Origin of the sequence: Dyella telluris (assembly GCF_014297575.1) — a bacterium.
Classification (GTDB): domain Bacteria; phylum Pseudomonadota; class Gammaproteobacteria; order Xanthomonadales; family Rhodanobacteraceae; genus Dyella; species Dyella telluris.
Map to the genome: position 1 here is coordinate 4,665,133 of NZ_CP060412.1, position 19,160 is coordinate 4,684,292.

16 protein-coding genes are annotated in these 19,160 nt (G+C 59.0%); 13 read left to right on the forward strand and 3 right to left on the reverse strand.

Going from position 1 to position 19,160, the window contains the following annotated elements; genetic code table 11:
• Positions 1-138 precede the first annotated feature (138 nt).
• Both H8F01_RS20330 and H8F01_RS20335 read left to right on the forward strand, forming a co-directional pair.
• Positions 139-555, forward strand: a complete 417-nt coding sequence (locus tag H8F01_RS20330) for a GFA family protein (RefSeq protein WP_222615693.1) — start codon at positions 139-141, stop codon at positions 553-555.
• 29 nt (positions 556-584) lie between these two features.
• A complete protein-coding gene (locus H8F01_RS20335; protein WP_187056818.1) occupies positions 585-914 on the forward strand; it encodes a putative quinol monooxygenase in 330 nt (109 codons plus the stop codon).
• A gap of 97 nt (positions 915-1,011) precedes the next feature.
• Here H8F01_RS20335 and H8F01_RS20340 read toward each other — a convergent pair whose 3' ends face one another.
• Complete coding sequence (locus H8F01_RS20340) at positions 1,012-1,770, reverse strand: alpha/beta hydrolase (protein WP_187056819.1); 759 nt, start codon at positions 1,768-1,770, stop codon at positions 1,012-1,014.
• A gap of 600 nt (positions 1,771-2,370) precedes the next feature.
• Here H8F01_RS20340 and H8F01_RS20345 point away from each other — a divergent pair.
• The 7 genes from H8F01_RS20345 to H8F01_RS20375 all read left to right on the forward strand — a co-directional run bounded on the left by H8F01_RS20345 (position 2,371) and on the right by H8F01_RS20375 (position 10,170).
• Positions 2,371-3,303, forward strand: a complete 933-nt coding sequence (locus tag H8F01_RS20345) for a helix-turn-helix domain-containing protein (RefSeq protein ID WP_187056820.1) — start codon at positions 2,371-2,373, stop codon at positions 3,301-3,303.
• Between the two features lie 61 nt (positions 3,304-3,364).
• Positions 3,365-4,414: an AraC family transcriptional regulator gene (locus tag H8F01_RS20350; protein WP_187056821.1), complete on the forward strand. Its 1,050-nt coding sequence runs from the start codon at positions 3,365-3,367 to the stop codon at positions 4,412-4,414.
• Positions 4,415-4,466: 52 nt separating this feature from the next.
• The gene (locus H8F01_RS20355; RefSeq protein WP_187056822.1) at positions 4,467-5,480 is read left to right on the forward strand and encodes an aldo/keto reductase; all 1,014 of its coding nucleotides are present in this window, start codon (positions 4,467-4,469) and stop codon (positions 5,478-5,480) included.
• A 12-nt stretch (positions 5,481-5,492) separates the two neighbouring features.
• The gene (locus H8F01_RS20360; RefSeq protein WP_187056823.1) at positions 5,493-7,091 is read left to right on the forward strand and encodes an ATP-binding protein; all 1,599 of its coding nucleotides are present in this window, start codon (positions 5,493-5,495) and stop codon (positions 7,089-7,091) included.
• A 24-nt stretch (positions 7,092-7,115) separates the two neighbouring features.
• Complete coding sequence (locus tag H8F01_RS20365; RefSeq protein WP_187056824.1) at positions 7,116-7,400, forward strand: putative quinol monooxygenase; 285 nt, start codon at positions 7,116-7,118, stop codon at positions 7,398-7,400.
• 104 nt (positions 7,401-7,504) lie between these two features.
• Positions 7,505-8,593, forward strand: a complete 1,089-nt coding sequence (locus H8F01_RS20370) for an alkene reductase (protein ID WP_187056825.1) — start codon at positions 7,505-7,507, stop codon at positions 8,591-8,593.
• 347 nt (positions 8,594-8,940) lie between these two features.
• Positions 8,941-10,170, forward strand: a complete 1,230-nt coding sequence (locus tag H8F01_RS20375; RefSeq protein ID WP_187056826.1) for an MFS transporter — start codon at positions 8,941-8,943, stop codon at positions 10,168-10,170.
• 317 nt (positions 10,171-10,487) lie between these two features.
• Here H8F01_RS20375 and H8F01_RS20380 read toward each other — a convergent pair whose 3' ends face one another.
• Complete coding sequence (locus H8F01_RS20380; RefSeq protein WP_187056827.1) at positions 10,488-11,495, reverse strand: helix-turn-helix domain-containing protein; 1,008 nt, start codon at positions 11,493-11,495, stop codon at positions 10,488-10,490.
• 565 nt (positions 11,496-12,060) lie between these two features.
• Between H8F01_RS20380 and H8F01_RS20385 the strand changes: the two genes are divergently transcribed.
• Positions 12,061-12,663, forward strand: coding sequence for a response regulator (locus tag H8F01_RS20385; protein WP_274380571.1), 603 nt, complete (start codon positions 12,061-12,063; stop codon positions 12,661-12,663).
• Between the two features lie 708 nt (positions 12,664-13,371).
• Complete coding sequence (locus H8F01_RS20390) at positions 13,372-16,398, forward strand: sensor histidine kinase (RefSeq protein ID WP_187056828.1); 3,027 nt, start codon at positions 13,372-13,374, stop codon at positions 16,396-16,398.
• 32 nt (positions 16,399-16,430) lie between these two features.
• On the opposite strand, the gene H8F01_RS20395 is transcribed toward H8F01_RS20390, so the two are convergent.
• Entirely contained in the window at positions 16,431-16,844 is a 414-nt protein-coding gene (locus tag H8F01_RS20395; RefSeq protein ID WP_187056829.1) for a 4-oxalocrotonate tautomerase, read from the reverse strand.
• 789 nt (positions 16,845-17,633) lie between these two features.
• Between H8F01_RS20395 and H8F01_RS20400 the strand changes: the two genes are divergently transcribed.
• Both H8F01_RS20400 and H8F01_RS22035 read left to right on the forward strand, forming a co-directional pair.
• Complete coding sequence (locus H8F01_RS20400; protein WP_187056830.1) at positions 17,634-18,479, forward strand: PD-(D/E)XK nuclease domain-containing protein; 846 nt, start codon at positions 17,634-17,636, stop codon at positions 18,477-18,479.
• Between the two features lie 294 nt (positions 18,480-18,773).
• The gene (locus H8F01_RS22035) at positions 18,774-19,106 is read left to right on the forward strand and encodes a DUF2441 domain-containing protein (protein WP_425490125.1); all 333 of its coding nucleotides are present in this window, start codon (positions 18,774-18,776) and stop codon (positions 19,104-19,106) included.
• Positions 19,107-19,160 lie beyond the last annotated feature (54 nt).

The following is a 19,160-nucleotide window of genomic DNA, read 5'->3' on the forward strand; positions in this document are numbered from 1 at the left end:
TTTGCTCCATCGTCACCTGCAAGAACCCGCAAGTGGGCTGGTGGCGCCATATCTGTCTGGTTGCGGGTGATGGTGGCGACTGATTCTTTTCAGTCGCAGCATGGCCAACGACAAACTATCCATAAGACAGGAAACACGATGATGGAAAAGAAACATACGGGACAGTGCGCGTGCGGAAACGTGCAATTTGGGTTTGACGGCGATCCCGATTTTATCGCCGACTGCTATTGCAAGGATTGCCAGAAGGCCGGTGGCGGCGCCATGGCCACGTTCTTTGCCATACCTGCCGACGATTTCACGGTTACCAGCGGCAAGCCACGGGCTTTCCACTATACGGCCAATTCCGGCAATGGTCTTGATCGAAACTTTTGTCCAGAGTGCGGAGCTCGACTGTTCACGAGCAACCTGGAAGGGTTTCCGGGCATGGTATTCGTGACGATCGGAAGCCTCGACAACGCCGCAGGTATCGCCCCGAAGCTGGAAATGTTCACGTCGCGGCGCTTGCCTTGGTTGCATGCACTGGATCTTCCGCAATTTCCCCAGATGCCATCCTGAGCTTCCCGAACATATCAAGGAGATGCGTCATGGCTGCCAGCGTAAAGGCGATCGCAGTGCTCACGGCCAAGGCAGGGTGCGAAGACGAACTCAAGGCGCTGTTGCATGGCATGGTTCAGCCTTCGCGGGCTGAGCCAGGCAACCTGCAATATGAACTATGGCGGGATGCTGAACACCCGGGCCGCTATGTGCTCGAAGAAAGCTATCGCGATTCTGACGCTGTTATCGAACACCGAGCGAGCGACCACTACAAGGCATATCTATCCCGGATCGGGGGCATGGCCGATCGATCGGTTATCGTGCTTGCTCCCGAGGATGTAGTGAATAACCAGGTGCAAAGCGGCCGGCCTGGCCGATAAATACTTCGCGAGTAGATCGAAGCGCCAGAAAGGAATCCGCCCTCCTGCAGGAGGGCGGTGAGCTAAGCATCAGCGATGGCTGCCTTCGTGTTCGGTATTACTGATGGGGGCCCTTCGCCGCCCGCTCGATGACCTGCACCACGACGTCCGGGTGAGACATATAGACCGCGTGGCTACTGCCTTTGACCTCCGTTACCTGGCTGTTGGCGCGCTTGTACATCCAGCGCTCCAGATCGGGATTGATCGCACGGTCACTGCCGGAGACGATGCCCCAGCTCGGTTTGCTCCGCCATGCAGGCGTTGAAATGGCCGCGCCGAACGCCGTGGCCGCAGTCAGTACTTGCGACTGCGACATGAATTTCGCCTTGTCTTTGGGAAGGTCGGCGCAGAAGTCGGCGGCAAATACGGCCGGATCCAGGTAGAGGTAGCCATCCGGGGTCTGCTTGATACCCTTGGATGCCGGCGGCATCTTGTTGATCAGGCTAAGCGTCGTCTCGCCCTTGTCGGGAAGGAACGCAGAAACATAGACCAGCGCAACCACCTTCGGGTCGTTGCCTGCCTCGGTGATGATTGAGCCTCCGTAGCTGTGGCCAACGAGCACGATGGGGCCGTCAAGGCTGGCCAGCGTGCGCTGCGTGGCCTTTACATCGTCCTCGAATGAAGTCTCAGGCTGCTGCACCACGGCGACCGTAAAGCCATCCTTTTCCAGTAGCTTGGTTACAGCTTCCCAGCCCGAACCGTCCGCAAACGCACCATGCACAAGCACAACGTTCTTGACTGGAGCGGGCGGGTTGGCCGAAGCACCGCCAGCGGATGCGGCGAGTGCAAGCGAAAGCAACGTCATGGGCAACTTCATGATCAGGTCCTTTATCCACGTGGTTGGAAGGTAGTGACTACAATTCGCCCGACCATGGCACGATGTGCGGCGGCCACAGGGGAGGCAAGTGTGGGCATCACACCGCCATGGGGCGAGTGCTCTTGGCGCTAGCCACATCACGTCGACGCAGGCGCCTGCCAGCTCGGTCATGTGCCAGTATTGATCGTGGCGTGGCGATACTGCGGGAGCCTTGATAAGGCATTGGCAGTCCGTCCGTTGCGATCAACACGCGGCCCACACAGAGGTATTGTCTCGGGTCGCATTCAAGATCTATTGCATGGGCAGTGCGTTTTTGCAGGATTCGCACGCGCCCAATCGTCGCCGATTGGAAAAAAATCGTCTCTGGCGTCGCGCGCCATTGCAGTTTCCGCGTGGGAACGTGCGTGAATAACGGAAGCGCGCTTGCGCAATATTGAGCAGCCATCAAGCAAGATTTGCGCACGATGGGGCGGCACCAGGCCTTTAAGATCAAGACCTGGCCGTCGCATCACGCTGGATGTTCCCGTAAACCATTGCGGGCAACTTGCGCTTAACGTGACGAAAATCCGTTCCATGACGGAGTGTTAACTGTGAGGTGCCATGCAGTCGGCGTATTACACCAAGCAGATCGCGAAGCGCTTTCATTTGCCCGATGCAACCACGCTGGTATCGGGCGTGGCGGGCGTGTCTCCCATTCTGGCGTCGAGATTGTGTTGCGGGTCGATCGATCACGGTACCGTCGAATCACCGCCTTGCATTGATGCCTACACCATCCAGGTTGCGATGAAACCCGTTGCATCCCTCGAACTTCGACTACAGGGAAGGAAGGTGTCAATGGATGGATTGCCGGAGGGCGGCATCGTTCTCTTGAGCCTTGAATGCAGCCCGGTCAAGACGTTTTACTCAGCATTCGACCTGGTACGTTTCGAAATGTCAAAAAGCGCCATCGACTCGCTTTCCTTGGCATCGGGTGAAAAGGTAATCGAAGGCCTGAGGCGCCCGCCGCCGGGCCATAAGGACCTCATTCTTTTTCGTTTGGCGCGGATGCTCTTGCCAAGCTTTTGCAGGACGGACGAGGTCGATTCACTTTTCATGGACCAGGTTTCACTTGCGTTGCACTCGCACGTGGTGCGCACCTACGCTGGACCGCGTGACGATCCTCGTCCGCTCAAAAGCGGTCTGACATCCTTGCAGATACGACGGGCATCCGAGTTCATCGAGGCCCATATGGCGAGCCGCCTTTTCATTACGGATCTGGCGCGCGAGTGCTGTGTTTCCACGAAGTATTTCGCGCGCGCGTTTCGGCGTACCTTCGGTATGCCTCCTTACCAGTGGCTTCAGGAGAGGCGAGTCGATCGAGCGCAACATTTTCTGCGAGTTCGCACCATGGATCTGCAGCAGATTGCTGTCGCGTGTGGATTCACAAGTCAGAGTCACTTTACGCGTGTCTTTGCGTCGATTACCGGATCGTCACCGGGCGCATGGCGACGATACATGCATCATCATTCTCCTTTGCCACTGCGATGGCAGTAGCGGGCGTTCCGCAACGACGCGACGCGATCGCGAATCAGATGCGCTGATGGATGATTGCCAAATGCCCTACTGGTCGCACCAGATATATGACGTGCCGAGCCACCGTGGCGACCGTGTGATCGACAGCGGGGTGGGCCTTCAACTTGTAAGGATGTCCGGGAGTGATCTCGCGCGGCATCCTCTGCGCTATCGCGGGGATATGGCCATATTGGTGGTCATTCCCTACGACGGGTGCTTGACGCTTAGGCTGGGTGCCGAAAAAACGGTCTGCATCGATGGTGACCGATCCGTGTGGCTGCTCGGTCTCGAGCGGGGCGTCGTGATTGATGGCAGTCACGATGCAGCGTTCATTGCCATGAAGGTCACCTTGATTGCCCTGGAACGCCTGACTTTGAAGCGCGGCGTTAGGTTCGGCGGCTCTTCGGCGCCGACACGGTACCCTGCCGATTGTGCTCTTGAAAGCGCGATCGATGCACTGTGTGAGTACGCCTTCAGCGGTAACGAGGATGGCAAGGATAATCCCGTATTTTCCAGCGCTGTCGGAACAGCCATTCAGTATCACCTGTTACGTGGGTACGGGGGAATGGCATCGCAACATAACGACGCCGGAGGCGCGCTCGCGCCCTGGCAACTGAAGCTCGTCAAGGAGTGGGTCCTTGGCCATCTCGGGGTCAAGCCCAATGCGGCGACCCTGGCCCGAATGTGCGGAATATCCGTTTCGCATTTTCGCCGGGCGTTCCTGGTGAGCACAGGTACGACCTTGCAGCGGTGGATTGTCCAGCAGCGTGTGAAGCAGGTTTGTCGAGATCTGGTGGGGACGTGCCTGACAACGGCAGACGTTGCCCAGCGCTGGGGTTTCTCGGACCAGAGCCATTTGACACGCAGTTTCGCGGCTGTGCTTGGTACGACACCCGCGCGTTGGCGTCGCGCACATCTTGCCGATGCCACGCGATTGACGACCGGCAGTTTGATTTCCGAGCCTTTGGCTCCGCATGAGAGCGCCTCATTCACCAAAGTACCCATGCCCTTCGCCTGGCTCCATGGCAGGGGGCCTTCACCATCGCGCATGGCTGAAGCACATGAACTCCCGTTTCAATTGCCGGGCGAATGATTGCACCAGGCAGCCATCCATTCATCCACATACTTGACGACAGGAGATCGTGATGAAGCTACGCAATGCACTGGTCAGCGGCCCACTTGGATTTGGCGCTGCTCCGCTTGGAAATATGTTCCGGAACATTTCCGATGAGGAAGCTCAGGCCACCCTTGACGCCGCATGGGATGCCGGCACCCGTTTCTACGATACGGCGCCTTTCTACGGCGCAGGCCTTTCGGAGGTCCGCCTTGGCGCTATGCTTTCGCAGCATCGGCGGGACGACTACATACTGAGCACCAAGGTCGGTCGATTGGTGCTGGATGAACTAGAGAGCAGCCCTCCCGAATTTGGTGAAAAGGGAGACATCTTCCGGTACGGTCGTCGAAACCGAGTGGTGCACGATTACAGTGGGGATGGCACGTTACGGTCCATTGAGGACAGCTTGGAGCGGCTGCGGCTCGATCGCATCGATTTTGTGTGGGTGCACGATATCGCGCAGGACTTCTACGGGGACGATTGGCTGGCCCGCTTCGAGGAGGCGCGCAAAGGCGCCTTCGTGGTATTGAGTAGGCTGCGTGACGAGGGCGTAATCAAGGGCTGGGGATTGGGCGTCAACAAGGTCCAGCCTGTCGAGATTCTGCTCGATCTTTCCGAAGCACGACCGGATGCGACGCTGCTGGCGGGCCGGTATTCGTTACTGGATCACGAGCTGGCACTGCAACGCCTGATGCCTGCCGCTGCTGCACAAGGCGTGGATATCGTGGTGGGCGGACCTTATAGCTCGGGTGTGTTGGTGGGCGGCGAGCATTTTGAATATGGTGCCGTGCCGCCGCACGTCGCCGCGAAAGTGGAAACGATCCGCACCTTATGTGCCAGCTTTGGCGTGCCCGTTAAAGCGGCAGCACTCCAGTTTTCGCTTGCGCATCCGGCGTCCGCAGCAGTGATTCCAGGCGCCAGCAAACCTGAGCGCATCCGGGAAGACCACGCGGCGCTTAGAACCCTCATTCCAGCGGACTTCTGGCATGAGCTTCGCCGTCAGGGCGTCGTTTCTCCCGACGCACCGTTACCCGTCGATCGATAGTAGAGGACAGCCATGGCTAGCTCGGCATCCCGCATTCAACAGGGCGTTGCGGACGTTCGCGATGAGGGCGCCGGGGCCGTAAACAACGTCACTCCCCTCGTTAACCCGCACGTGTCGATGCCTCGTCCGCCATCCACTGGACGGAAATTTGAATTTGGTCCGTTCGTCTATCTTCCCGAGCAACAAAGGTTGCTGCGTGGCGAAGCGACGGTGGCGCTGGGCAATCGCGCCATGGACGTGCTGAGCGCCCTGGTGGAGCGACCCGGGGAAGTACTGTCCAAGGACGAGCTCATGGCGCGCGTCTGGCCAACCACCATCGTTGAGGAAGGCAATCTCAAGGTGCATGTCGCTGCCTTGAGGCGCGCGTTGCACGATGGACTACAAGACCAGAACTATATCGCGACGGTGGTAGGGCGCGGCTACCGATTCGTGGCGCCAGTGCTGTGTAGTCGCGCCAGCCACGATGCCGGCACGACTACGACACCTACGGATGCCTCAAGCACTGCGCAATCGTTGCGTCCAGCGTCCGCCTCCGTCATCGGTCGTGCGGATTTGATTGAAGATGTCATTGGCCAGCTGCCATCCAAAAGACTGATTTCGCTGGTCGGCCCGGGCGGCGTCGGCAAAACGGTGGTGGCGCGCGCGATATCCGAGGAGTTGACGAGCCGGCAGCGCATGGACGCGGCATTTGTCGATCTGTCTTCCATCACCGACGAGCGACTTGCCATAAGTGCCATTGTGCAGTCGGCCGGACTTCTGCTGCACCCTGTCCACGCCCGATTGTCGCTCTTGAACCAGATTCGCGACCGGTCCATGCTGCTGGTGCTGGATGGGTGCGAGGGGCTACTGCACACAGTCGCCTCGTTCGTGGAAAAAGTCGTCGCTCTGGCTGCCGGCGTCATGGTGCTGGTCACCAGTCGCGAGCCGTTGTTGGTTCGTGGCGAGCACGTGCTACGCATGCGACCGTTGTCGCTACCCAGCGCTGGCGGGGATTTCACGCTGGCGGATATCTTGCGTCATCCTGCTGCAGAGCTTTTTGTGGTGCGGGCGCGGGCTGCGCGTCTGGACCTTCCTCTGCGCGACAGCGAAGCACAAGCCATTTCGCGTATCTGCCGACGCCTGGATGGTTTGCCGCTGGCCATTGAACTGGCAGCCGGTCGAGTTGATGCCTTCGGTATCCATGAACTGGAGCGGATTCTTGATGACGGCTTGGAGCTGCTGAACCAGGGGTGGCGCACGGCACCGGGGCGTCACCAGACCCTTGAGGCCATCACAGACTGGAGCTACCAATTCCTCAGCCCGCCGGAGCAGGCGTTGTTAGGTCGCCTGTCGGTGTTTCCATGGACATTCACGCTTGCCGCAGCAGAGAGTATCGCGGGCGGGCAGGGTGTGGATGCCGTAGCCACTGCGGGCTTGTTGGCCAACCTGGTTGCAAAGTCACTTGTGATGGCTGAAACAAGTTCTCGCCCCGCGGTCTATCGCCTGCTGGAGACCACGCGTTGCTACGCGCTCAAGCGGCTCGAGGACGAGCATGAAAGTGGCCTCTATCAGGCGCGCTACGCCGACTATTGCCGGCAGGACCGGGTTGGCGTTGCCAGCGACGAGAGTTGAAACATGAGGCCTGAGGACACCAGCGTGAAGATCATTAGCATCCTGGCGGCCAAACCAGGCAAGCGGAAAGAGTTGGAGAGGCTATTGCGCTGCGTGGCGAAGATGGGACGCTCTGAGCCGGGGAATTTCCACTACAACGTCTGGCAGGACCCTGCAGACCCCAACGTGTTCCTGCTCGACGAGCTGTACCTGGACGACGAAGCCAAGGCGGCGCACCAGTGCTCGGCGCACGCGGCATCGCTGATGTCGCGTATCGCCGACGTGTCCGCCTTTACTACGATGGTGGTTCAGGCAGTCGATGTCACCTAGACCACATCGCGGTCTTCTGGGGCCGGCGGTTGCTGGCAGCCCACCTGTAAAAACTTGCTAACACATGGTTCGTCCATGCCCCATCATCCTTCGGAGTTGTGATCATGAGCAAGACAACCTTGTTTTCCAAAGGAAAAGTCGGTGCCATCGACGTTGCCAACCGCATCGCCATGGCTCCGCTCACGCGCTCAAGGTCGGGCATGGATGGCGTGCAGTCTCCGCTGGCCATCGAGTACTACCGGCAGCGCGCCTCCGCCGGACTGATTGTCACCGAGGCCACGAATATCTCGCAGCAGGCACGCGGGTACGCTTACACGCCTGGTATCTACACCGGCGCCCAGGTCGAGGCATGGGCGCCCGTGACCAGGGCGGTGCATGACGCTGGCGGACGCATCGTGGTGCAGCTTTGGCACGTCGGGCGCATGTCCCACACCAGTCTGCAAGCAGGTGGCGGCAGTCCGGTGGCGCCTTCGGCGATTCAGGGTGGTGACGAAATTTTCACCGAATCGGGGCCCGCGAGGCCTTCCATGCCAAGGGCACTGCGTATCGACGAAATCCCGGGCATCATCCAGGATTACCGGCATGCGGGCCAGCTCGCCAAGGACGCCGGCTTTGACGGCGTCGAAATCCACTCTGCCAATTGTTACCTGCTTGAGCAATTCATCCGCGACAGCACCAACCAGCGTACCGATGCCTATGGTGGTTCGGTGCAGAACCGCACACGACTGGTTGTGGAGGTTGCCAACGCCATCTGCGAAGCCTGGGAAAGTGATCGCGTCGGTATTCGACTTTCGCCGATCACTCATGCCGTGGGTGATACGCCGCTCGACAGCGACCCGCAGTCAACCTACGGCTACCTGGCGGAACAGCTCGGCAAAATGAAGCTAGCCTACCTTCATTGCGTCGAAGGGCAGACACGCGGGGAGAACGCCTCCGATGCGTTCGATTTCAAGGCGTTGCATGCGGCTTTTGGTGGAACTTACATGGCCAACAACAGCTACAACCGCGAACTGGCGTCGCGGGCCATCGAGAGCGGACATGCGGATATCATTGCTTTTGGTCGTCCGTTTATCGGCAATCCGGATCTCGTATCGCGCCTGCAGCACGACTATCAATGCGTCGATGCCCCGACGGACACCTACTACGGCGGTGGCGCCAAGGGGTACGTCGATTTCCCACCCTACACCACCTAGTGCAACGGGCTGGTCTCGCGATCCGATGCAGCAGAAGCCGATCCAGTTGCGCCAAGACACCATCTCCTGGTGGCTATTCAGCAGATGATCGGTCTGCGCAAGGGCGACGACCGCCTGCAGCAGTTGCGTCAGATACGCCGCTTCAGCGCCTAGTTGGCGTGCGAGGCTGATGCCAGCGAGCAGGCGGGTAAAGAAGGAGCAAGGGTCGTCCACGCGCATGCCTGTGGGCATCACAGCCACATGTGATTTCACCACGTTTAACCTGTGTCGAAGCTCATGCGCAGCCAAAATCACATGACGGTCTGAGCTGATCGCCAGACAGGCAGGCAGCAAACGGAGCGATGCGCATGTATGAGAAGGCCTTTGAACATCAATGCGAATGTGTAACAGCCCACTGTTTCGAAGCTGATCGAGAGCGGGAACGCACGAAGGCTCTCTTTGCCTTGGCCCTCGGCAGTTTTTGCATTGGCACGTCCGAGTTTGCCAGCATGGGAATCCTCCAGCTGTTCGCAGCTGACATGCATCTCAGCATCAGCTCGGCCACGGAAGCCATTACGGCTTACGCCTTGGGCGTCGTCATCGGAGCGCCGGTCGTCACGCTGACCGCCGCGAGGCTCAATAGGCGCACGCTACTGCTGTGTCTCATGGCGCTGTTCATCGCGGGCAATGCGCTGTCATCTGTAGCTCGGAACCTGGAGATGCTCGCTGTCGCGCGCTTCATCAGTGGTTTGCCGCAGGGCGCGTACTTTGGCGCAGGCGCGGTGGTGGCGTCGAGCATGGTCGGGCAGGGTGCCGGCGGCAAGGCGTTTGCCCTGGTGATGACTGGCCTGACTGTCGCCACCATTGTGGGGTCGCCCCTGGCGACGTTTCTTGGGCAGAACCTGGGCTGGCGTAACACGTATGTTGCCGTGGCCCTGCTGGCCTTCGTGGCCTTTCTGGCACTTTGGGCATGGACGCCACGCTCCGATGCGCTCCGGGGTGGGCCGCTCATCCAGGAGTTGGCATCCCTGCGCAAGGGCAGCGTGTGGGGCATGATGCTGGTAGCGGCGCTGGGTATTGCGAGCATTTTTGCCGTGTATACGTTCATTGGTCCCTTCGTGACGGATGTTGCGCTACTCGATCGCCGCTGGATTCCCATTGCGCTTGCGTTGTTCGGCATTGGCATGACCGTGGGCAACCTGGTGGGTGGTCATCTCGCTGATATGCATGCCGCGCGCGGGTTGGTGTGGGGGTTTGCCGGTGCTCTGGCCGTGCTGGCCGTGCTGGCACTGTCTGGTGAGCATGCGCTTGTGCTCATGCTTACCCTCATTGGCGTCGGTGCCACCATGATGATGGCCATACCCACCATCCAGGTGCGGTTGACTCAGTTTGCGCCAGAGGCGCCTACGTTGATGGGGGCCATGAATCTGGCCTCGCTCAATGTGGCCAACGCCATTGGCGCGTGGTCCGGCGCGCGCGCCATCGAAGCCGGCCACGGGTTGCTATCGGCGGCGTGGGCGGGCCTCGCCCTTACCGCCGCCGGCTTGATGGCCTTTGCGCTCACCTTGAGAAAGAACCCGCAGCTGGCCACGGCTTAGGCGGGCGCATGACTGTATATCGCTCCCCAGGTGCGTCGAACATTGGTGTAAATGTGGTACTCCCAACGCACGGACGGCATTCATCGAAGTGTGTCAGCGCGCGGTAGCCCGATATCAGTAATCGACTTGTATGACTGCCGGGATCGCCGCCACTCATCGTCCTTGAAAAAACCAGGGCGCAGGGGTGTGCACTCATGACCGCGTCCGGGCGTCAGGTGGCTCGTACCGTCGCAACGGCGATCGGCTGGGAATGTCGGCGATGGGTGCCCGGCGTCGATGATTCGCACCCGGACGGGCACTACCGGATTGGCAGGGGTCTAGGACCCGGTTTTCACATCGCGTCGCTGCGCCCGGAACTGGCCGGGTGTCATGCCAGTCAGCTTGCGAAAGACCCGAATGAAATTGGCCTGCGAGCCAAAGCCTGTTTCCAGGGCAATCTCCAGCTGCGGAGCTTGCGTATTCGCAAGCAATTGCTCCGCTGCCTCCACGCGCCGGTGGGTTACATAGCGGTACGGCGACAGTCCGGTGGCGGCGCGAAATAGCCGCGAGAAGTGAAATTCGCTGAGGCATGCCTGCGCCGCGAGTTCACTAAGCGAAAGGGTTTCGGCAAAGCGTAACTCGATCAGGTCGAGAACGCGCTTGAGTCGTCGCGGATCCAGGTCCGGGGTGTTCGTTTGAGGGCGCCAGCGCTCCACTGTGTAATTGCCCAAGAGATGGCCGGCCAGTGCCGAGTGCATGCCATCGAGAAATAGGCGATGCGAAGGATCGGGACCCCGCTGCATCGCGCCCAGCATGGCCATGCCGATCCGGTGCAGCGTCGGGTCGGCCAGGCTGTTGATATGAGCCAGTTCGATACCGGACGGGTCCAACCCACAGTTGATCAGTACCTCTTCCTCGACCAGCTGTCGGGGCAGATAGATCAACAAGACATCGATGGCATTGGCGATAGCACCACCATCCTCCTTGAGGCCCAAGGGAGAGACGCTTGCGGTGCCCGGCTGGACATAGTCCGAATACGTCGCCCCGTTGGCACGCCTCGATACCCTGGACCGCCCGGAGGTGACCAGGGCCACGACGTTGCTGTCGAAGGTCGCTGATTCGAGATTCCCGGCCGCAATCGACCAGTGCTCTGCCCGGAAGTGGGGGAGGTTGGCATCGTTCAGCAATCGAGATCCCGCGGGATATCTGCCCGTCGTACCTACTGGTGCGTTCATGCTTACCCCAAAATCGGGGCCGCTCCGTCTGGCGTCGTCCCACAGCGCGAGGGCGCGGCCATCATTGACCACCGGCACGGGGCCGGGCGCCGCTTTGCCAACGCCGTTCATGCGGCGGTGCGATACGGCGCTTCGCGATAGTCATGCCAACGACGGTCAAGACTGAATCACCCGAAAGTGGCTTTTTGCCTTGAGAAGCGCCGGGGTAAGCGAATTTCACTCCAAAGGGTGATCTGCGCGACATCAGTCCGTTTGAAGCAGTGCCTCACAACGTCGGCCACATCAAGGCCGCGGGGCAGTCGGCCGTCGCCGCGGCTTTTGTCCGTTTGTGCAGATCGAGTGGGCTCGCTGCCTGCGAGCGCTCGCGGACGGTTCAGTCGAATGCATCCGGGCTCCGCTTGCCGGCATGGACGTCCATGGGGCCGCGCCGCGCAGTGCCATATAGGGCCGATCGCGTTACGGAAGGCGAACATTGACATGATGCGTGGGGCGGAACGATGGCCCATAAACAGGATGGAACGATAGACTCTCGGCAGGGCAATTCCACCCGAAAGGGTGATTGCCCTATGGGGTACGGAAATCGCCAAATACACCTTCGGCAAGCCGCGGTCACGAAGCGCATCGAACCAGTTCTTCAGGACGGATAATCTTGGACAGTGACTGCCCGGTCCGGGTCTTGATCGTCGACGACCATCCCATGATGCGGGACGGACTGCGTTCGACGATCGAGCTTGAGAATGACATGTGCGTGATCGGCGAAGCCATCGATGGCGCGCAGGCCATTGAGTTGTTTGCAACGCTGAGCCCGGATGTCACCCTGCTGGACCTGCAGATGCCCAATATTGACGGCCTTCAGGCGTTGACGGTTATCCGCAAACGGTGGCCCGGCGCGTCAGTCATCGTGTTTACCATATATCCCGGGGATGCCCGGGTGACGCAGGCGCTGACGCTAGGCGCCACGTCGTACCTGCTCAAGTCAGCGGGCCGAAACGAGATCATCGGAGCCATTCGCGAGGCAGCGGCCGGCAGGCAGGTGATAGCCACGGAAATCAGCAGCGAACTGGAGGCTTATCACGGTGCCGCCGTATTGACCGTGCGTGAACTGAGCGTGCTGCGGCTGGTCAAGGAGGGCATGTCCAACCGGCTCATCGCCGAGTCCCTCTTCATCTCCGAAGACACTGTCAAGAGCCATATGAAGAGCATCTTGATGAAGCTGGGGGCGTCCGACCGCACTCACGCGGTTACCATCGCTGCACGCCGCGGGTTCATCGACCCGTAGCGGGGGCGTCCTGTTGGAACACAGCTTGGCGGCATCGCTCGCGGCACGCTTCGGCGCGCCGGCATTTCGTCACGACGCGGCCGATGACATCGCCCCCGGGCGAAGGGGTTCGAGAAGAAATCGCGAGGAACTGCCGCGAGATTCTGCTCAAGGCCTTGCGTCACGCCAGCTCAATTCGCGTTCGCGTGAGCCTGATTTCAGCAAGCGGGCGATGCACGTTCCTATTGAAGGTGACAGTATTGGCATTCCTGCTGCCCATGTGACCACGGCAAGGAGCGTGTCAGGTGGGAACCTTCCAGCAGGCGCGAGCGGACCGAGCGCATGTAACCTTGATGGATTGCCTGGCCATTCAACGAAGGCCAACGCTCTATAGACATGTGGTAGCCGGGTGACGCAGAAATGGTCGTCGGCAGCACTTGGGCCTGCTCGAAACAGCCAAGTCGATCATAGGTCACGCGTGCCGACTCCCATGCAACGCTAGAACGACCGCCGAGGCCGGCCTGGCACTGGCGGACCAACGAATGCCAAGCGTTGGAAATATTCCAAGGGAATCGTCTGGGCATCTATGCTATTGCTTGCGCCACCGGGCGCGAGAGCAGCGTTGATCGCAGCCCTTGCGATGTCTTTCGGTCGCGCGCAGGCCCGATGTAGTTCATTCTTTTCAGGCACTGCCGTGAAGCGCCAGATGGCCGCTCGAAGGAGGTCCTAGTGAAACAGCGCTGGTCACGACCAAGCTCCCTGATCTTCGTCAGGCGCTTCGTAATGCTGGCTGCCTTTCTTTTCGTGGCGACTGCCTGTCGTGAGCTTCTCGCCCAGGATGGCGACGACCATCCTGCCAACTTTACCCGCACGGTCCTTTCCGACAGCAACGGTGCGCTATATCACATCTATGGGATGGCTCAGACGCCCGATGGCTGGATATGGCTTCCGGAGAAAGGCCATCTCTATCGCTTTGATGGCATGACGCCGGAAATCGTCGACGTTCCCGGCGCGGATTCCTCGGACCCGGAATGCGTTCTGGCAACCCGATCCGGGGACTTGTGGGTGGCGTACGGCTCCGGTCGAACCCTCGTACTCCCGACCGGAGATTTTAGGCATCCGCGCGTGATGAACAGCAGCGGCCTGACGATGCCCCAATCGTTGCTGGAGGATAAGCATGGTGACATATGGGCGTACGGCAATAACGGAGCCTACAAGGCCAACGGTGACCAATGGAGGCCAATCGGCAAGGAATCCGGGCTTACCTCGAATCGCATCTACGCCATGCAGATGGACACGGAAGGCACGCTGTGGATGCTGACGGACCAGGGTGTCTTTACACTGGCCAACGGGAAAGCGAGCTTCACCAAAAGTACATTCAGTGCCCCTTGGCTTGACCGGCACCTTGACCTTGGACACAACGACGGCACCTTGCGTTCCTATGGAAGTGTGGTGCTCAGCATAGTCATCGCATCCTATGGAAAAACAGAGGTGCCCGCCTATCAGACGTCGCGTTTTCGCGCGATGAGAGATTCAGCAGGCGGCTTCTGGCTGGCGATGCCGGGGGATGGCGTGCGCCGGTCGGCATTAGCGGACCGGAAGACATTGGATGCGCTTGGATCATCGATTGGCAACGGCACAAGTATCGATGCGGCCGCATGGCCGAAGGTGTCTCCCTCCCTTAGCGGCGAATTTCTAGAGGATCGTCAACACAATATCTGGATCCAGACGCGCTCCGGCCTGGAGCAATTTCGTCCGAATGTCGCCACCGCCTTGAAGCTGCCAAGCGGTGACTTTGCCTACACCATGCTGCCGGATCAGGACGGATCGATCTGGTTTGGCGTCGCCCAATCCAGAAACGTCTATCGCTGGTGGCATGCGGCGTCCACGATAACGCCGGCAGATGGCTACGCCTACGACACCACCGCCGCCTTGAGGGATATCGACGGCAGCGTACTGCTGGGCACGGGGGGCGGGCAGTTGCTTCGCTTCGCCGATGGCAAGTTCGAGCCCCTGACTCCATTGCCTCCCGCGGGAAACCAGGACGAGGACGTGGTCACCATTGCCAGGGACGGCCAGCACAAACTTTGGGTTTCCATTCACCACCATGCCATAGCGCGGCTGGATGGTGATCACTGGGTCATCAAGGGTGGCTTCGACCAGCTTCCGGACAAGGACAACAGGCGCGCTGTTACCGACGCGCACGGGCGCCTGTGGCTGGCCTACCCTCACGACGTGTTTGTGATTGATGGAAAGAAGCTCACGCGCTTTGACTCCAGTGTCGGGATGGACATCACCAATGTCACCGACATCATTCCCGACGGCCAGCCCATGGTGGGCGGGGCGGATGGTGTCGCCGTATTTGATGGCCATCGCTTCCATCGGCTCAGTTCGCTTGACCCCATGGCACTGACCAATATCAACGGCATGGTGCGCCTGAAGGATGGAGCGGTGTGGCTCAATGGAAAAAAGGGCCCCGTGCGGATTAACGCCGGCGAAGTAGCGCGCGTGTTGAAGGACCCGGGCCACGACGTGGCACTGCGTGTTCTTGGTTCCGAAAGTGGGCCGCCTGGGCCGGCCCAAAACACTTTTCCAGTTCCGGCCCTCATCGAGGGCACGGATGGGCGTTTGTGGTTTGCGGGTGATGCCGGTCTGGCATGGATTGACCCGACGAAGGTCTTGCCCAGTCACGAGCCGACGGTGGTGATTCGTTCACTGATCGCGGGTGACAAGGCCTACCAAGTAACTGCCATCCCTACGCTTCCGCCGGCAACGAGCAATATCGAGCTCGATTACACCGCCATCGGGCAAGGTGACGCCAGCCACTCCCGGTTCCGCTATCGCCTGTCCGGTGTGGACAGGCATTGGCAAGATGCTGGATACCGGAGGCAGGCGTTTTACACCAATCTCGGTCCAGGCACTTATCGCTTCATGGTCGAAGCGAGCAACGATGACAATGTCTGGAGCCTCTCCACAGCTCATGTCGACATCACGATCGCACCTGCGTTCTATCAAACGATGGGGTTTCGGATCGTTTGCTTCGTTGTGGGACTGGTGTTTTTGTTGCTTGCCTACCGCTATCACCTGCAGCGGCTTACACGGCGGCTTCGTTACGGACTGGAAGTACGCCATGCCGAACGCGACCGGATAGCCCGCGAACTGCACGACACCTATCTTCAGACCGTACATGGCTTGGTGCTCAAGGTGAGCGCGGTCAGCGAAAGAATGCCGGCAGGCGATTCCAAGGACCAGATTGTCAACGCCATTGGCCTTGCCGGAGCGGCCTTGGCTGAAGGTCGGAACCGAGTGTATGAGTTAAGGGCAAAGGCCACCAGCAAACAGGATCTTCCGGGCGCCTTCGATGAAGTGGCGCGGGAGTTCGAGACCGAGCAATCGCCTATTTTCAGCGTGACTTCAATCGGTCGCATGAAGGCATTCAATCCGACGGTGATCGACGAGCTTTACGCAAGCGGTCGCGAGGCGCTCATCAACGCTTTCCGCCACGCTTCTGCAAAACATATCCATGTGGACATACGTTCTGACAGGACGGGCATTCGTGTGCAGGTTGCCGATGACGGGAAGGGGATTGATCCACAAGTGCTCCAGAATGGCGGCATCCCAGGGCACTGGGGTCTTCGTGGCATGCAGGAGCGGCTGAGGGTTATCGGCGGCGAATGTAGCGTTGCCCGCAAGGCGCCGCGAGGGACGATCGTGACCCTCTTCGTGCCGGCGCGACGCGCTTACGTCCGCGGCTGAATACGTGTTCGGTCTGCGGCGGCTGGCAATGACTACTCTTTGATCTGCATGGCAGCGAGGTGAACTTGCTTGCCGTACATACCCCAGTTCTCTTCCGCGACCTCCAGAATGGCAACGTAAACGGGAACCTCTCCGCCATCGATGCGTGAATATTTGCCAAGGATGGCCGTGGCCTCGGTCACCATGCGTGTCTTGGTGGAAGCATTGAAACCGCCCTTGAGCGCGTACACCTTGAGACTGATGATGGGTTCGGCTGCTTGCTTTCCGGCCCGATACACCGTTTCCGGTGCGTGTTCCACGAAGTAGACCCAGATGCCGGCGCGGATTTGCGGCGTATCGATAAGGCGTTCGCACGCTATGCCAAGCTCGGTCAATTCAGCCGCGATTTTGGCACGGGCGTCGGCGGTGAACGTGTCCCTGGATGCGTGAAGGAACATCTTCGGCATGACATGCCCCTTTTGATTGTTCAACGGACATCTACCGTAACCGACCGTCGCCAGGATGCGCAGTTAATTCTGGTAAAAGCTAACTAGCTGTAGATCAGTTACCGCTGACTCGTGCTGCGAACGGTGTCGACGCATGATGATCCACGAAGTCGATGGGTGATGTGCCCGTGAACGCAGCTCCATCCGAACCTTGACCGTCAGGCAAGGGCGGCAGGGTCGATTTGTACTATTTCAGGACGATCCCGGGATAACAGAGGCTCTTCTGCGGAAAGGTGTCCGGGTGGCTCATATGGGTGATCCCCCGTATCGCGCGCCCCTTGTCGAGGGCTGCTGGCAGTGGGACTTCACAATGCAGTGCCGACCCGGTAGCCGAGATCACCGATCCTGTCCGCCATGGTGCTGTCGTTCCAGTCGGACAAGTCAATCTTGGTGATTTCGCATTGGCTGTCTATACCGGATAGCAGGACAGGGCGATTAGCCCGTGTTATCGGGGGTAGGGCAAGGGCATCAGATCGGCGCAATGAGACGAACCCATGCTGTATCTGCACCTAAGTGCCTAATGAAAATGCGCCTTATCCGTTCGATCCTTCATAAGACATGGGCGCTTGGATTGGCGATCGAACTGTGAGGCGCCTGCGGGGGCTTTACAGTGATCTGATTCCAGTCCGCAAATTTGCGCCATACCGCTGGCGAGGCTTGCATTGTGTGTACCCGTCCCGTTTGACCCCATGGTAAAACTTGGGAGCGTACTATTGGATAATCGCGACTCAAAGAAATGGAGCCTCACACGTGATTCTTCACCCGATCAAATTGCTCGATGCGATGGCAGAGGAGATTTCAGATACAAATCAGACCATTGGAAAACTTCAGCAACTCAGCTTTTACCTTGATGGCGAGAACAACTTCTACGACCAAGAGCATGAGATGACTGAGCATGAGCTCGAGTGGAGGCTTGAGCGCACGTACATCGGCCTTTCCTTGCTAATGGAACATCTCGCGCTACCGAACCTATTGTCCCAGTTCCAAGCGGGGTTCAAGAGATATCATGGCAAGCTCAGAGAGGTAGAGGTGGTGCCGTATGTCGGCGACTTCTACAGCGAGCCTCACTCATATTTGCGAAAGTACCTATTTTCCCTTTCGAGTCTTTGTGGTGCCGATCTGGAAAAGCAGCAAGACGAGCAGAGGAAGTCCACTCTGGAAGGGATTCTTGTAAATACGCCGAAGATCATCTTCGACAGGGGAATCGAACCGAAAAATGAGGCTGAGGTTAGGAAGAGCGTGTTCGACCTTCTCATCCATGTTTTTCCGGATACAGTTCGCGAAATGCCCATCATTCAGAACACGAAGACCTACAAGCCAGACATAGGCGTCAAATCACTCTCAACTGCCATTGAATACAAATTCGCCGACTCTGAAGAAGAGGTCAAGAAGGCAGTAGGCGGCCTTTATGAAGACATGCGTGGATACTCAGGCAGCAAGGACTGGACCACATTCTATGCAGTCATCTATATGACTGATGCCTTTTACACTCAGCAACAAATCATGTCCGAGTTCAAACACACGTCTGCTGACGAAAACTGGAAGCCACTGCTCGTCATCGGCAAGGGAGCTCGAGTAAAGCGCAGTAAAGCCTAGCAATTTACCTAAGGCGAGGTCGCTTCCAGATCGACCTCGCACCTTGTACGTCGTCTATTTCCAACTATCAATCAAGCCGATGGCTTCGTCGTCGCAAAGGTCCAGGCGCAGGACATGCAGCTGTTCCATGTTCACACCTCCGCAATGCACTGCAGGGATCGACCTCTCCTCTCTGAAGGTGGCATCGTCATCGCGGGAGCAAGTTTTAACCCCTACTACACCGCGATCAGGGCCTCAGCTACGAGGCCAGCTTTAGGCATAACGCCCACCGTCATCGCACGAAGTTACCGTGTAATGTTGCGTGAAGTAGTTTTCGAACAGGTTAGAAGTGTCTCATTTCCCAAAAGCCCTTCGAGGACCACTTGCCTGTGGGTGAGTCGCTCCATTGAAGATGCTCGTTACTGGCTGGAGCGAATTCCGCATTCTGGCGAGAAGCGAATCTACGAGCTGAAGCTCGAGGACGGGGTAATCCACGAAGCACACGAGGGCCATTTGAGCGAGGAGAGCGAAAATATCCAGGAACTCGAAGGACGGGCCTTCCAGTATTGGAGCGGAGCTCGAGCCGCGACGGGCGGTAGGGAATTATTGTGCGGCGGGAAATTGACGGTCCTAAAGCGCCACGTCTAGACCTTGCAAGTCAATCCCAGCATTGAATGTGCGCCGCAGAGCAAGGACACATGC

Bases quoted from the DNA above. Each gene is read 5' to 3' on its own strand.
- H8F01_RS20375 (WP_187056826.1), top strand. From the start codon at position 8,941: ATGTATGAGAAGGCCTTTGAACATCAATGCGAATGTGTAACAGCCCAC.
- H8F01_RS20345 (WP_187056820.1), top strand. From the start codon at position 2,371: ATGCAGTCGGCGTATTACACCAAGCAGATCGCGAAGCGCTTTCATTTG.
- H8F01_RS20360 (WP_187056823.1), top strand. From the start codon at position 5,493: ATGGCTAGCTCGGCATCCCGCATTCAACAGGGCGTTGCGGACGTTCGC.
- H8F01_RS20330 (WP_222615693.1), top strand. From the start codon at position 139: ATGATGGAAAAGAAACATACGGGACAGTGCGCGTGCGGAAACGTGCAA.
- H8F01_RS20350 (WP_187056821.1), top strand. From the start codon at position 3,365: ATGCCCTACTGGTCGCACCAGATATATGACGTGCCGAGCCACCGTGGC.
- H8F01_RS20335 (WP_187056818.1), top strand. From the start codon at position 585: ATGGCTGCCAGCGTAAAGGCGATCGCAGTGCTCACGGCCAAGGCAGGG.
- H8F01_RS20370 (WP_187056825.1), top strand. From the start codon at position 7,505: ATGAGCAAGACAACCTTGTTTTCCAAAGGAAAAGTCGGTGCCATCGAC.
- H8F01_RS20395 (WP_187056829.1), bottom strand. From the start codon at position 16,844: ATGCCGAAGATGTTCCTTCACGCATCCAGGGACACGTTCACCGCCGAC.
- H8F01_RS20340 (WP_187056819.1), bottom strand. From the start codon at position 1,770: ATGAAGTTGCCCATGACGTTGCTTTCGCTTGCACTCGCCGCATCCGCT.
- H8F01_RS22035 (WP_425490125.1), top strand. From the start codon at position 18,774: ATGTTGCGTGAAGTAGTTTTCGAACAGGTTAGAAGTGTCTCATTTCCC.
- H8F01_RS20380 (WP_187056827.1), bottom strand. From the start codon at position 11,495: ATGAACGGCGTTGGCAAAGCGGCGCCCGGCCCCGTGCCGGTGGTCAAT.
- H8F01_RS20355 (WP_187056822.1), top strand. From the start codon at position 4,467: ATGAAGCTACGCAATGCACTGGTCAGCGGCCCACTTGGATTTGGCGCT.